Annotated in this window: 15 protein-coding genes and 1 pseudogene; 3 read left to right on the top strand and 13 right to left on the bottom strand. The window is 63.1% G+C overall.

What is annotated here, in order from left to right; genetic code table 11:
- Nucleotides 1-94 precede the first annotated feature (94 nt).
- On the bottom strand, nucleotides 95-388 hold the full coding sequence (locus tag NKH01_RS22520) for a hypothetical protein (protein ID WP_352481646.1): 294 nt from the start codon (nucleotides 386-388) through the stop codon (nucleotides 95-97).
- Nucleotides 389-675: 287 nt separating this feature from the next.
- On the opposite strand from NKH01_RS22520, the gene NKH01_RS22525 reads away from it, so the two are divergent.
- Complete coding sequence (locus tag NKH01_RS22525; RefSeq protein ID WP_353022476.1) at nucleotides 676-2,667, top strand: AI-2E family transporter; 1,992 nt, start codon at nucleotides 676-678, stop codon at nucleotides 2,665-2,667.
- Nucleotides 2,668-2,682: 15 nt separating this feature from the next.
- Here the strand turns inward: NKH01_RS22525 and NKH01_RS22530 are convergent.
- From NKH01_RS22530 to NKH01_RS22580, 11 genes and pseudogenes are all read right to left on the bottom strand, one after another.
- Nucleotides 2,683-2,842, bottom strand: a pseudogene (locus tag NKH01_RS22530) (phosphatidate cytidylyltransferase); the annotation flags it as partial.
- 25 nt (nucleotides 2,843-2,867) lie between these two features.
- Nucleotides 2,868-3,626 (bottom strand): hypothetical protein, encoded by a 759-nt coding sequence (locus NKH01_RS22535; RefSeq protein WP_353022478.1) that lies wholly within the window; start codon nucleotides 3,624-3,626, stop codon nucleotides 2,868-2,870.
- 178 nt (nucleotides 3,627-3,804) lie between these two features.
- Entirely contained in the window at nucleotides 3,805-4,737 is a 933-nt protein-coding gene (locus NKH01_RS22540; RefSeq protein WP_353022543.1) for a phosphatidate cytidylyltransferase, read from the bottom strand.
- Between the two features lie 22 nt (nucleotides 4,738-4,759).
- Nucleotides 4,760-5,422 carry a lysophospholipid acyltransferase family protein gene (locus tag NKH01_RS22545; RefSeq protein WP_352481645.1) on the bottom strand — a complete coding sequence of 221 codons (663 nt, stop codon included), beginning with the start codon at nucleotides 5,420-5,422 and terminating at the stop codon, nucleotides 4,760-4,762.
- Between the two features lie 8 nt (nucleotides 5,423-5,430).
- Nucleotides 5,431-5,859 carry a hypothetical protein gene (locus NKH01_RS22550; RefSeq protein WP_031195380.1) on the bottom strand — a complete coding sequence of 143 codons (429 nt, stop codon included), beginning with the start codon at nucleotides 5,857-5,859 and terminating at the stop codon, nucleotides 5,431-5,433.
- Nucleotides 5,856-7,199, bottom strand: a complete 1,344-nt coding sequence (locus tag NKH01_RS22555) for a phosphatase PAP2/dual specificity phosphatase family protein (RefSeq protein WP_352481644.1) — start codon at nucleotides 7,197-7,199, stop codon at nucleotides 5,856-5,858. The genes NKH01_RS22550 and NKH01_RS22555 overlap by 4 nt, the downstream gene beginning before the upstream one ends.
- 2 nt (nucleotides 7,200-7,201) lie before the next feature.
- The gene (locus NKH01_RS22560) at nucleotides 7,202-8,989 is read right to left on the bottom strand and encodes a bifunctional alpha/beta hydrolase/class I SAM-dependent methyltransferase (protein ID WP_353022481.1); all 1,788 of its coding nucleotides are present in this window, start codon (nucleotides 8,987-8,989) and stop codon (nucleotides 7,202-7,204) included.
- Between the two features lie 26 nt (nucleotides 8,990-9,015).
- Nucleotides 9,016-9,618, bottom strand: a complete 603-nt coding sequence (locus tag NKH01_RS22565; RefSeq protein ID WP_023718096.1) for a CDP-alcohol phosphatidyltransferase family protein — start codon at nucleotides 9,616-9,618, stop codon at nucleotides 9,016-9,018.
- 109 nt (nucleotides 9,619-9,727) lie between these two features.
- Nucleotides 9,728-10,408 carry a hypothetical protein gene (locus tag NKH01_RS22570; protein ID WP_036244507.1) on the bottom strand — a complete coding sequence of 227 codons (681 nt, stop codon included), beginning with the start codon at nucleotides 10,406-10,408 and terminating at the stop codon, nucleotides 9,728-9,730.
- A 70-nt stretch (nucleotides 10,409-10,478) separates the two neighbouring features.
- Entirely contained in the window at nucleotides 10,479-11,000 is a 522-nt protein-coding gene (locus NKH01_RS22575; protein ID WP_353022484.1) for an Hsp20/alpha crystallin family protein, read from the bottom strand.
- Between the two features lie 29 nt (nucleotides 11,001-11,029).
- Nucleotides 11,030-11,506: an Hsp20 family protein gene (locus NKH01_RS22580; protein WP_023718098.1), complete on the bottom strand. Its 477-nt coding sequence runs from the start codon at nucleotides 11,504-11,506 to the stop codon at nucleotides 11,030-11,032.
- A 341-nt stretch (nucleotides 11,507-11,847) separates the two neighbouring features.
- On the opposite strand from NKH01_RS22580, the gene NKH01_RS22585 reads away from it, so the two are divergent.
- Complete coding sequence (locus NKH01_RS22585; protein ID WP_245278542.1) at nucleotides 11,848-12,060, top strand: hypothetical protein; 213 nt, start codon at nucleotides 11,848-11,850, stop codon at nucleotides 12,058-12,060.
- A 137-nt stretch (nucleotides 12,061-12,197) separates the two neighbouring features.
- Nucleotides 12,198-12,467 (top strand): DUF982 domain-containing protein, encoded by a 270-nt coding sequence (locus NKH01_RS22590; RefSeq protein WP_023718100.1) that lies wholly within the window; start codon nucleotides 12,198-12,200, stop codon nucleotides 12,465-12,467.
- Nucleotides 12,468-12,658: 191 nt separating this feature from the next.
- Here NKH01_RS22590 and NKH01_RS22595 read toward each other — a convergent pair whose 3' ends face one another.
- A complete protein-coding gene (locus tag NKH01_RS22595; protein ID WP_353022487.1) occupies nucleotides 12,659-13,177 on the bottom strand; it encodes a hypothetical protein in 519 nt (172 codons plus the stop codon).
- Nucleotides 13,178-13,281 lie beyond the last annotated feature (104 nt).

Raw genomic sequence — 13,281 nt, forward strand, 5'->3', positions numbered from 1 at the left:
GCGATTGACGCTTGCGCCCGACTGAACCGAGGGTCCCAAAACGAAGATGGCGGGCATCTCTGCCCGCCACTGCGATTGTGCTGAACCGACGTGCCTAGTTGGCGCCGCCGAGTTGCTTGGTCATCTTGCAGAAATCGTCATGCTCCTTGGCAATGGCCTCGTCGCCGCATTCCTTCATCATCATCGCCTGGTCCTCTTTGGACATGGCCATCCATGCGGTCTTGAATTCGGCTGCCGGCTTCATGGTCTTCATGCCGGCATCGGTAAAGAACGGCGACATTTTCTGCGGATCGTCGAGCGCCGAAGTGCCAGTGGCACCGGCGGCAAGCGCTGCGCCGGTCATCATTGAAAGCGCCATCGCGCCCATGCAAAGCATCTTGATGTTCATGATCATTCCTCCTGAGCTGCTGCTTTGAGGTTGTCCATCAGCGATCTACGAAGGAACGGTGTTTTGACCCAAAAGTTCCGCGTTCTGGCGCAGACATGGAACAGGATTGCCCTTGACGCCATTTATGCAAAAAATTCTACCGTGACTGAATAGCCGCGCTGCCGATCTGAAGCCCGACAAAGCCAATGAAGGTCCAGGGCAATCGGTGTCCAGTTGGGGGAGACGCTGCGAAGTTGCACGCCGGCTCAATATGCCCGATCATGGCGACGGCGGGGCGGAGGTATAAAGTGGCGGCAAATCGTCGAAACGGCGCGCACCTAGCGGAGCCCCGGCGGGCGGGTATTGTTGCCGCTGCCAGGGCGCTTCCGCGCACATCGTTGCCCAGCGTAGCGTCGGTCGTGACGGCCGTCGCGGCGCTCTATTTCGGGCGCGAGGTCTTTCTGCCGATCGCAATCGCCCTGCTGCTTACCTTTGCGCTTGTACCGATGGTGTCGGCACTCAAGCGCGCCGGCATTCCGCGTCTTCCTGCCGTGATCGCGAGCGTGCTCGGCGCATTCACGGTGCTGGCGCTGTTCTCCTTCATCGTCGCCACGCAGGTTAGTGAACTGGCGCAGAACATCCCGCTTTACCAGGCGAATATCCTGACCAAGGTCCGGTCTCTCAAGGACACCGGCGTCGGCGGCGGTATCGTTTCCAGATTGAGCCGGGTGATCGAACGCGTCGGCCAGGAACTCGACAGACCGGAACCCGCGCAACCCGCCGCCGATCAGCCTCCGCGGGAGCCGATCCCGGTCGAAATCGTCGCGCGCGAACGACCGCTCGAGGTTCTCCAGAATCTGATCGGCCCGCTGCTGAGCCCGCTGGCATCGGCCGGGCTGATCGTCGTGGTCGTCATATTCATGCTGCTCGAGCGGGAAGACCTGCGCGATCGTTTCATACGTCTCGTCGGCTACGGCGATCTGCACCGAACCACCGAGGCGCTGCAGGATGCCGGCAAGCGGGTCGGCCGATATCTGCTCATGCAATTGGTCGTGAACATCGTCTATGCAGTACCGATTACGTTCGGGCTTTGGGTTCTGGGCATACCCAATCCATTGCTGTGGGGTTTGCTGGCGCTGGCGCTGCGCTTCGTTCCCTATATCGGCCCGGTCATCGCGACGCTGCTGCCTCTGTTCCTGGCGCTGGCCGTGGCGCCCGGCTGGTCGCTCGTGCTATGGACCGCCGGGCTTTTCGTGGTCGTGGAACTGATCACCGGCAACGTGATCGAACCCTGGCTCTACGGCTCGCGCACCGGGCTGTCGCCATTGGCCATCATCGTTGCGGCGATCTTCTGGACCTGGCTCTGGGGACCATTGGGCCTGGTTCTGTCGACGCCGCTGACGGTCTGCCTCGTCGTGCTCGGCCGCCATGTGCCGCAGTTCGAATTCCTCGACGTTCTGTTCGGCAACGAACCCGTGCTCGAACCGCACGCCCGGCTTTACCAGCGGCTGCTGGCCGGCGACCCCGAGGAAGCGACAGACCATGCCGAGGAGATGCTGGAGGAAAACTATCTGGTCGAGTTCTACGACAAGGTCGCGATTCCCGCACTTCTGCTCGGCGAGCAGGACCGTGTGCGTGGTGTGTTGAGCGATGAGCAAAGACAGCAGGTCGCCGGCAGTGCGCTGACGATGGTGGCGAACCTCGACGACAGCGCGCACGAGGAGGCGGAAGCGGACGATACGGCCGCGGCCGAGGACAACGGCGTACGCGAGGACAAGCAGATTCAGGGGGAGGACGAGGACGACACCGAACTGCCGGATGGCACGGGCATGTCGGTGCTGTGCGCCGGAGGGCGCGGCGAACTCGACGACGCCGCTGCCGCCATGCTGGCGCAGGTGCTCGAAGTCCAGGGCGCCACGGTGTTGAGGGCGAGCTTCGCCGATCTGGAACCGGGAAGCATTCGCCGCCTTGAACTCGACGCCGTCGATACCGTCGTCGTCGGATTTTTGAACCGCGATTCCGTCAAGCATGGCCGGTTCCTGGTCCGTCGGCTGAAACGCGCCAAACCAAGGTTGCGGGTGGGCATCGTGTTGTGGTCGGAGCCCGATAGCGACAACCAGGAGGCAGACGCCAGATTGGCCAATGAGATCAACGCCGATTTCGTCGCACACGGCATGGTCGGCGCGGTGATCGGCGCGTTGTCCAGCGCTCCGCCGGTGGCGCTGAAGGCCACCGCCAAACGCCGCATGCGCCGCCTGACGCCGGCGCGCAAGAAAGAGCCGCTCGCCGCGGCAAAATGAGACCGCAGCTCGCTCTCAAGTCCAGAAATACCGCACGGTATGAAAAAACACCGGGGCGGCGAAGACCAGGCTGTCGGCACGGTCCATCATGCCGCCATGGCCCTCGATCAGATGGCCCCAGTTCCTTCACCCCCTGGTCGCGCTTGATAGCGGAGGCGACCAGCCCGCCCAGAAAGTTGCCCCTCCTCGGTGGCCTGACCTTATTCAGCCACCTTCGCCACGATGCAATCCAGCGAAGGAAGTGGCGTCAAACCGTCCCTAGTTCTTTCTCTTGGCTCGGCGGTTCCGTCCCCTTCAGCAGCACATTCATAGGTCGCTTGAATCACCAAGCCCCGGATTGTCGCGTCGGGAAGCGTCAAGTAGTCGAAGTATCCATCCTTCGTTGGAAATCCTTGCAAGTAATCAAGTGCGGCATGGACGCATCCGTCAAGCGCTCCCGTGTCCCTGTCGCGAAAGTTGAGCTCGTTTACCAAAATGACACCTACGGACGCCCAAGTGTCTCTGCTTATAAACTTATAAGCCGTACATCCGTTTAAACTGACCTCCGCCTTTGCAACGACATCTTTGTATGATGGCAGCAGGCGGGAACTGGTTAAGGCCGACGCTATATCCTTTTGCCAGTTCGCGTCGTCGGCAGCGATTATGGAAATTTGGGCCGTGGCAAAGGCCGGGAAAAGACCATTCAGATCGCCTCTGAGAACTTTATATCGCTCGATCGAGCTGCTTACGTTCAGACGATCAGCTACAACTTCGTAGGGCCGACGCCATGTTGGCCAAACATAGATTTTCCTATCATACGGCAGCGATCGCAAATAGTTAACGGCTGCGTCTTTGGTGGCCTGCGCATGAACAACTTCTTTTTCAGTCGGCCAAGCTCGACTGCTCAATAGCATCACTGACAGCGACAGCATCACTGACAGCGACGCGTATAACCATATCTGGAGCGCCCTATAGGTCATCATCCCACCGCCAAAGAACGTGCCAGAACCCTCTGGCTGGAGGAGGCTTAACAGACCTTAGAACGAAACGGCTAGTCAGATTGCTGCATTAGCTCGATGCTTAATGACTGAGGGGGGGCCTTTAAGTGCCGAATGCGATCAGCCGTGTCGGGCACCCCGCTTGCAGCTGAATCGCCCCTCACGTCCAGAAATACCGCACGGTATGAAAAAACACCGGGGCGGCGAAGACCAGGCTGTCGGCACGGTCCATCATGCCGCCATGGCCTTCGATCAGATGGCCCCAGTCCTTGACGCCCTGATCGCGCTTGATGGCGGAGGCGACCAGCCCGCCGAGGAAGCCCATCAGGCAGGCGATGAAGGCGACGCCGGCCGCCTGCAGCGGCGAAAACGGCGTCAGGAACGACAGCAGCGCGCCGAGCAGGCTCGATGCCGCCAGCCCGCCGACCAGTCCCTCCCAGGTCTTCGACGGCGAGACCGTCGGCGCCAGGAGATGCAGGCCGAACAGCTTGCCGAAGATATATTGCAGCACGTCGCTGCCTTGCACGGTGATAATCAGGAAAGCGATCAGCAACAGGTTGCGGCCTTCGAAACCGGGCACCTCGAGCGTCAGCAGCGCCGGCACGTGGCTGACGCAGTAGACCGAAATCATGACCGCCCATTGCTGCGCCGAGACGCGCTCGAGAAAGCGCTCGGTGTCGCCGTGCAGCGCGGTGACCGCCGGCATCAGCAGGAAGCAGTAGACCGGGATGAAGATGGTGAAGAGCCCGTACCAGGCGGTCCACACCAACCAGTACTGGAACGGGATGACGATGCCGAACATGCCGAGCAGCACCCAGTGGTCGCTGCGGCGGCTGTGTGTCAGCGTCACGAATTCGCGCAGAGCGGCGAAGGAAATCAGCGCGAACAGGATGGTCATGCCGGGGCGGCCGAAGAAGAAGGCAACGGTGATCGCCACCACCATCACCCACCAGGCATTGATGCGCTGGGTGAGGTTGACCAGCGTCGGCGACAACGGTTTTGGCGCGCGCCATGACAAGACGCCGGCGACGACGCTGGCGCTGATCAGCACCGCCAGTAGGCCGACAATCAGAATGAGGGTTTCGTGCATCATCGGCAGCATTTTGCCTTGGTCCTCAATCGTCTCGTTGCGGCCGGGGGTTCAGCGCCAGCAGCGTTTCGCGGGCACGGTCGAGAAAGGCGCGGCGTTCCTCACCCGGTTGAATAGCGATCGGCGCGCCGAAGACGACACGGCAAAGCAGCGGCACCGGCACGAATTGCCCCTTGGGCAGCACCCGCGACATGTTCTCAATCCAGCACGGGATGAGTTCGACATCGGGCCGCGCCATCGACAGATTGTAGAGGCCGGAGCGGAACGGCAGCAGCGGTTCGTCGGTCATGTTGCGCGTGCCTTCGGGAAACAGGATCAGCGAATGGCCCTGATCGAGCACTGACAGCATGATCGAGATCGGGTGCTGCGTTTCATCCGTCCACTGCCGGTGGATCAGCACGGAAGACAGCATGTCCTCGGCAATGAAACGGCGCAGCCGCGTCTTGCCCCAATAATCGGCGGCGGCCACCGCATGGGTACTGGCGCGTTCCTTCTCGCTGAGGCAGGCCGACAGCAGGATGAAATCGCCGTGGCTGGCATGGTTGGCGAAGTAGATGCGCTGCCGGTCCGATGGCTGGCTGCCGTTCCAGATCGGCCGCACGCCGGTGACCGCCCAGGCCAGCGCCGACAGGCCGACCGAGGTCACCGTCTGCAGCAAGGTATAGGTGCTGACACGAAGCTTTGTCATGTACGGGCTCAAAAGAATGCCGCGACGACCGAGGCCGCCGCGAACAGGCCGAACGTGATACGCTGCTTGGCAAGCAGGCGGCGCGTGCCGGCTATCCGCTGGTCGAGCGAGCGGCCGCCGGCCGCCGTGGGTTTCAGCCGCATGCGCGCCAGCACATCGTCGACCGCGGCACCGCCGCCTGCCTCGCTGGCGTGGCTGGCCATCAGCCGGAACAGCAGCGCGTCGAACAAAAGCAGGGCCGAGAGAATGATTGTGGCTATGGCACCCGCTGCGGCGATCAGCCAGGCTACCGCCGACAGCGACGATGTTTGCGGCACTGCCGCCAGGCCGACGACCGGCGCCGCCAGCAAGGCAGCGGCAACCAGCAGCAGCGGCCATGCCACCTGCACCATCAGCCCGGCGGCGAACGTCTCGGCCCTATCTCGAAAGGCGGTCATGCCGGTGCGTCCACGCCAAGATGCACCGGCCGGCCCGCGGCGGCGAGCTTGCCTCGCGCCTGAGCCGGCGTGTCGGCCCGGCCGCTGGCGACCAGCCATTCGGCGACGACGGCGGCGCTGCGCTGGAAGCCAAGCGCACAGCAGACCAGCACCGTGCCCTGGCCCCGCGCCGTCTCGATCGCCGCCACCGCTTGCGCACGCGCCTCGCGAGACGGCGGCAAAAGGTCGACCATGGGCAGGCTCACCCAGCGGATCGAGGCGCCACGCGGCCTTTCCAATTCGCCGGCAAGATCGACCACCGTGCCGAAGGCGTCGGCCTCGGCGGCGGTCGGAAAACGGCCGAGGCAAACACCGTCGGCGATGACGATCTGCGCTGGAAGCTTTCGCGTCCACGCCCACACATTGACCCTGGCAACAAGGCGGTAGGGCCAAAGCAGGAGACGGCTGGCCAGCGACACGCGGCCATCAGCTGTTTTCTGGAACACTTTGGCGCCGGCGCCGGCATAGGCGAAAGCGACGATGGCCAGCGCCAGTGCCGGCCACAACAGGATGAGCCACAGCGCCGAGACCAACGCGCCGGCAGCGGCACTGGCCAGCGCAAGGCTTGCGCCGAGCGCATAGAACAGCGCCAGCCGCCGCGCTTTCGGGTCAACGCTCAGGCGGAAGCCGTCGAATGGCAGCTCGCCGTCGCGCGGAAACAGCCACAGAGCGAAAAGGCCGAGCAGCGCGCCGGTCGGAATGTCGATGAAATGGTGCTGCCACGTCGTCAGCACCGAGGCACCGATCAGGAAACACCAGACATGCCAGGCGGCGCCGGCGATGCCGGTCAACCTGTGACGCCAATGGTCCCAGATGATGACCAGTAGTGCGATGTGCAGCGACGGCGCCTGGTTGAAGGGCTTGTCGAAGCCGCCGAGCACGGCGAACATGAAACCGGGCAGGCCGCTTGTCTGCGGACGCACGAAGGTCGCCGTCAGCGGGAACAGGATAAAGCAGGCGACGGCGATGATCTGCGCCGTCAGATAGCGGCCGGCGAGGCGGTCGACGCCGTTCTTCGAATTGTTCAACAGCAGCGACAGGCCGTAGAATAGATTGATCGACCAGTAGGGCACGATCGTCCAGGCAAGGAACGGGATGCCATGCTCCCAGCCGAAGACGATGCTGCCGACATCGTCGCGCCGCGACGCCAGCCAGTTGGCGAAGCCGTAGGTGGAGTAGAAGAACGGCGCCAGAAATGCCAGCCACAGCGCGGCGCGCAGGACTATCCCGGGATACGGCTCGCGCGGCAAGGCCGGAAGGGCAGGGGCATCGCGAGGCAAGGCAGAGGCAGGCAAGTCCATGCTCAGACGCGCCGGGCGATCGAAACGGTGAAGATGCCCCACTGGTCGATGCGCTGGTCGAGCTTCTCGAATCCGGCGCCCGCCACCAGCTGGTCCATCTCGGCCTGCGTGCGCCGGCGCATCACCCAGGCCTGGCCGCCGCGATGCGAGGTCAGGCTGCGCGCGATCATCTCGAGCTGCGGATGCCAGGGCTGGTTGGTGTAGACGAGCAGGCTTCCGGGCTGCATGGCGCCGGCCAGTCCACCGAGCGAGCGGGCGATCATGGCATTGTCGGAAAACAATTCGTAGAGCCCCGAGACGATGGCGAGATTCGGCGCCGGGTCGAGGCCGGCCAGCATCGTGGCGTCGAAGGCGTCACCTTGATGGAACGAGACGCTCGCCGGCAGCTTGCGCTCGGCGATCAGCTTGCGGCCGAGCGAGATGTTGAGCTCGGAGAAATCCTGCAGCCGCACGCTGGCCGGCGGCTCGGCGCATTTCTGCACAGCATCGAGCACGTAGCGGCCATGGCCAGCGGCGATATCGACGATATGGACCGGCCGGCCGGCGGCCTTCAGCGTCTCAGCGGCACTGCCGATCAGCTCTTCCAGATGCAGCTTGCGCTGGCGGATGCCGCGCCAGCCAATAGCATCGAGAAAGGTGCGGTCGATCATGCGGCCGCCGGGGCCGATGCCCCGCGCATCGTTCTCGTAGACATAGTCGAGCGTCGAGCCGGAATCGAAGCCGGTGGCAATCCCGGTCTTCATGCCGGACGACAGCCATGCGCCCATGCGGATCGAGGCGCGGCTCATTGCCCAGTAGAGACCTTTGGGTGACAGTAGCGGCAGCGGCGAGGCCAGCCGGTCGGCCTCGTCGCGTGTGTAGCCGGCGCGGTCGGCCCCGGTCAGGTCGAGCGGCTTTTCCGGCGCCGCGAACTGCTTTTCGAGGAAAGGCCTGATCAGGTCGAGTGCCTTGTGGCGGTCGCGCTCGCCCAAAGTGTCGTGGAAGAAGCCGGGCAGCACATGCCGCTCCTTGGCCGGGCTCGCCAGATTGACGAAAAACTCGTGCTGCGGTCCATGCCGCACCACCCAGTCGCTGCCGGAGATCAGAAGCTGTGTCGGCACGGTGATGGCGCGGGCATCGGCGACGATGCGCGCTGCGTGGTCGTAGAGTTCGACCAGGATGTTGGAGGCGATCGGCCGGGTGATCAGTGGGTCGGCGTCGAAGGAGGCGATGCGCTCGGGATCATGCGTCAGGAATTTCGCCTTGACGTAGGAATTGACGAAGAAACGGCCCTTCAGCTTCTGCCACAACGCAATGCCTTGCTTGGCGAAGGGCACGTAGAGCTTGACCGAGAAGGCCGGCGAGGCCAGCACCAGGGCGCGAATGTCAGGCGCATAGTCGTGCACCCAGGCGGCGGCAAGCACGGCGCCGAAGGATTGCGCGATCAACGCTATATCGCGCCGGGCAAAGCCGTCACTGCCGATCTCGCGCACGAAGCAATCGATGTCGCGCACCAGCGCGGCAAACGACGGCGCATAGCCGCGCTCGCCGGCGGAGCGGCCATTGCCACGCGCGTCCCAGGCATAGAAGGCGTGGTCGGGCATCTGGAGCTCGTCGACCAGATGCGCCATGCGGCCGCCATGCTCGTGGCCGCGATGGAACAGCAGGATGGCACCCTTGCGATGTTCCGACAGCGCCGGCCAATAGCGATAAAAGATCTCGGTGCCGTCATGGCTCTTGAAGCTGCGCTCCTGCGCCACCCGCTCGACGTTGGCTGGAGCCACGGCGGCAACCGTCTGTTGGTGAAGCATGTTGTTCTCCCTGGCGAGACCGGAATTCAGCTGCCGTTCCCGTTAAGGCCGCCGCGTATCCGGTTGATGGCGGTCACCAGCGAGAGTGTAGCCATGGCCGGAAACACGAGCGGCGTGAGCGCCGGGACCCACAGGCCGGACGCGATAAGCACCGCGAGGATGCCAAGCGCCAGCGCCCGATCGCTTTTGCCGAAGGGGCCGGCATAGTTGCGCCCCGCTCCGGCCGCGATGCCGAGCACGCCGGCGAATTCCGCAATCACCGCCGCGATAGCGAATGCAACGACGCCCCAGGCAGGAAAAATGACGGCAAAGGCCAGGATCAAAGCGAGATCGGAGACAACATCGCAGAGCTCGTTGAGATACATGCCGAGCTTCGAGGCCTGGCCATGTTCCCTTGCCAGCATGCCGTCGATGGCATTCAGCGCCATTCGCGTAAACAGCACGAGCGGCATCAGCAGAAAGACCATGCGGTGGCCGGCAAGGGCTGCCACCACAAGGCCGGTGAAGAGCGAGAGGGCAGCGGCCAGCAGCGTGATCTGGTTGGCGGTGACGCCGGCCCTGGCCAGTCCGTCGGCAAGCGGCCGCAACCTGGCCTGAAAGGCCGGTTTCAGCGCATAAAGCGTCGGCATATGCGAACCCCCCGGCCGCGGTGCAAATAATGTTGGCGAGGATGGTCAATTGGCGCGCAAGACGCAAGGGCGTCGCCCTGCCACTTTTCGACATCCGGATGTGTCGGCGCTAGCTTTCGCTGTTGACATTGTCGCCCGGGAACAGTGCGGGCAAGCTTTGTTCGGCCGCCGCCCAGGCGCGACTGTGGTAACGCCGCAGGATGAGAATGCATGCGGCGAAGACCAGCAGCCCGCAAATCACGCCGAGCGTCATGCCCCCGCCAAACGCGGACTTTACAACGATGCCGGTGAAGACGCCGGCGATGGCGCCATTGATCGTGCCCACCATCCCCGCGGTGGTCATGAAATATTGCAGCGGTGAGGGCCTGAGGCCCTTGTCGACCAGCACCGCCGAGGGATCGTCATGGGTGGAATTGACAAGGTATCTTTGCAGGACGGGCGTCAGCTCGACGAAATAGTGGCGGATCCTGGCCATGCCGCGGGCATGCACCATGTCCTCGATGGCAACCTGCACCGCGCGCACGAAGGTGACCAGGCCGATGAAGAAAAGGCAAGGCAGCAAGATCAGGCTGAACAGCACGAACGGCCTGCCCATCTCCGTGACCTGCGCGACGAAGGACAAGGCAATGGTTGCGCTCGAGACCGAGGTCAGGAACAGATCGGCTCGCTGGTTCGCTTCCTGAATGGTCGCGGCGCGAGCATTTTGCAGCACGAAATGCTCGGTCGTCAGGCACTGCAGGGCTTGCTGCGCCTGGTCAGGCGGAACCGGAGCGTCGGGAGAACGGGTCATCGACAGTTGCCCCCTCTGCCCGCCGGAACCGGCAGGGCAGAAGGGAGGGTCGTCGTCCTGATGCGAGCCATCAGGACTTGCCGTTGCCGTCGTTGATGGCGATACGCTTGGCCTTGGCCTGGGCGCGCGCCGTGATCGGCAGCGTGACGCTGAGCACTCCGTTCCGGAACGCGGCGTTCACCTTGCCTTCGTCGACTTCGTAGCCGAGCGGGATACGCCGCTCGAAACGGCCATAGAAGCGTTCGGAGAACTGCCTGTCCTTGTCCTCGGTCTCTTCACGCTTCTCGCCGCGCAGCGTCAGTACGCCGTCATCGAGCAGCAGCTCGATGTCCTTCTCGTCCATGCCGGGGATCTCGGCGGTGACGCGGATCTCCTTTTCGCCATCGGAGATTTCGACACTGGGCCAGCTGGCGCGGGCAGCGGAGAAGCCACCGAGCGACGGCAGCCGCGTGTCGAAGCCGCGGAACGCCTCGTCGAACAAGCGGTTCATCTCGCGATGCAGCGTCAGGAAGGGATCGCGATCGCCGTCGCGGAACAGGCTGGGGGCCTGATTGTTCTCCCGGCCCCAAGGAATGAGATCACGAATAGCCATTGCATAGTCTCCTTTCTCGACTGGTGCATTCAGGCAGCCTGCTTGTTTGCTTCGTCTTGCGCGACCTTCGGCCCGGTCTTCGGCGAGGCGACATCGGTCGCGATGGCGATGCGCCGAGGCTTCATCTCCTCGGGCACCTCACGTACCAGATCGATGCTGAGCAGGCCGTTGTCGAGCGTGGCGCCCGCGACCTTGACGTGATCAGCAAGCTCGAAACGGCGGGTAAAGGGCCGTGCGGCGAGGCCATGATGCAGATACTCCGCGTTATCCGGCTCCTTGTGCTGGCCGGAGACAATCAGGAGGTTGGGTTCATGGGTGATTTCGAGGTCGTCCTCGGAAAAGCCAGCGACGGCGATGGTGACGCGGTAGTTGTTCTCGCCGCTGCGCGCGATGTCATAGGGCGGCCACGCGTCGAAAGCCTGCGGGGCATTTTCCAGCAGGTTGAAGACGCGGTCGAAGCCGATGCTCGACCGATAGAGCGGGGAAAAGTCGAATGCGGTTCTCATAGCTACATCCTCCATCGAGCAACATAGATACGAGGAGCGCCAAAGAGCTGGCGCTCCCTGGTTTCGCCGGCCCCATTTCGGCGACCGGTGCCATCGATCTGGTTATTGTCCGCCGCAAGTCAAGACCCGGCGGCTTTCGCGTTGCCGGTTTTTCGGTCGGTTCGGCGAGGCTGCCAATCTCCCTATTTGCGGCGAGATGTCCGGCAGGAGATTGCCTGTTTGCCAGCTGGCTTCAATCGCCAACGCCGAGTTCCCTGGCGGGTTATTGTCTGCCGCAGGTCAAGACCCAGATTCCTCTGTTGCCGGGGCTCCGTTCCCGGCAATCGCAGATGGAGCTGACCATGACACGCGACGAGATCATTTCTGTGGTGGGCCCGGTCGACGACGCCGTTATCGCCGACATTGCGGCGACAGACGGGACGGTCCAAGAATTGCGTGAGGCCCTGGCCTGGATCGCCGCCGACGAGGCGCTGGTGAACGAGGGCCGACCGCTGCCGACGGCAAGAGTAGCGATGCTGATCGAACTGCTGCAAGGGCCGGACGAGGAGGAATAACCGGCCATTTCCGCGATGCTCTTGAACCGCGCAGAGAGACGAACCATGTCCTTCAGCGGCGCCGGCCGGCCGCCGGTGCCCGCCAGCATGACGTTGCTGCTCAAACAAGAAGACGATCACAAGACACGGAGGAAGTGATGGACGACGTCCGCTTTGCCGAGCCGATCACGTTGAAATTCCAATCCAGCGAGCGCAAGGTCGCCAGCAGTTGGGAAGCCATCGAATGCATGCGCCAGCAGTGGCCGGACCGTGCACGCGGCCGGAGTTGGCGCGCTGCCTATCGGACCTGCCGGGACGCGCTCGACGGTTGGCACACCGCGCGTGATGCGCGCAAGGCCTTCGCCAGGGCGGCGCGCAAGGCCGGGTTGCTCGCATCGGCCCGCAAGCCTGTCGACCACGCCGGCTAGTCCGGACCCCTCCGATATTGTGAGATCCAAAACAAGTGGGGAGAGGCAGCTGCCTTTCCCCCACTCCGGAGACTTTGTCCGCTGTCTAGTGGTACCCACCTGACTTGTACCCACTGACATAAGAGTCCGGCTCGGGATTTCCCTTGGCTACACGCGAAGGAGCGGGATTTTGCTTGGGCCAACTCAGTCAGTCACCGTCGTGAAAAGTTCGAGTACCAATTCCATTCCCACGTTCTGCCTGCATCAGCGGAGAACGCACGGCTGTAAATCGGGGTTTGCGGGTTGCGCTTATCCCAGTGGAATTTCACGATAACGTCCTTGCCGGCCACAACCTCACGGCCGAAGAATTCGCCTTCGTCGCCATTGAACGAGCCCACCTTTCCGTCGTCGAGTTTGCCCGCGTTGCTGTCGGCCCAGTAGATCGTCCAGAGACGCGTCTTTGGATCGAACAATCGCACGGTGAGGCCCTCGAACGGCTTTCCTCCCAACTCCGTACGAAAAATGTCGAAGTTGCCCAAACCCACCGGGATTTGGCGGAACTCTTGGGTCGCGTCGAATTCCTCCCACTCGTCGCTGCCGGCCAGCGGTTCCTTCAACGTACGGTTCCTGATGTTCCAGTTGCCCACCAAATAGTCGAAGTCATTTTTGGACGACGTCTGGCTCGCCGTTATCGCAAGTTTCCCGTCCGATGAAAGAGAGAACGCACTCATCTACTTTCCTTTGGATCGACGTCGTGCCAGCACTGCCATCGCCGCGGACATGACGAATGTATGGGCGTTTCTGCGATGACTTCGGCGCGCTTCGCATGTCCAAT

The organism is Mesorhizobium sp. M1403, from assembly GCF_040317695.1.
Taxonomy (GTDB): domain Bacteria; phylum Pseudomonadota; class Alphaproteobacteria; order Rhizobiales; family Rhizobiaceae; genus Mesorhizobium.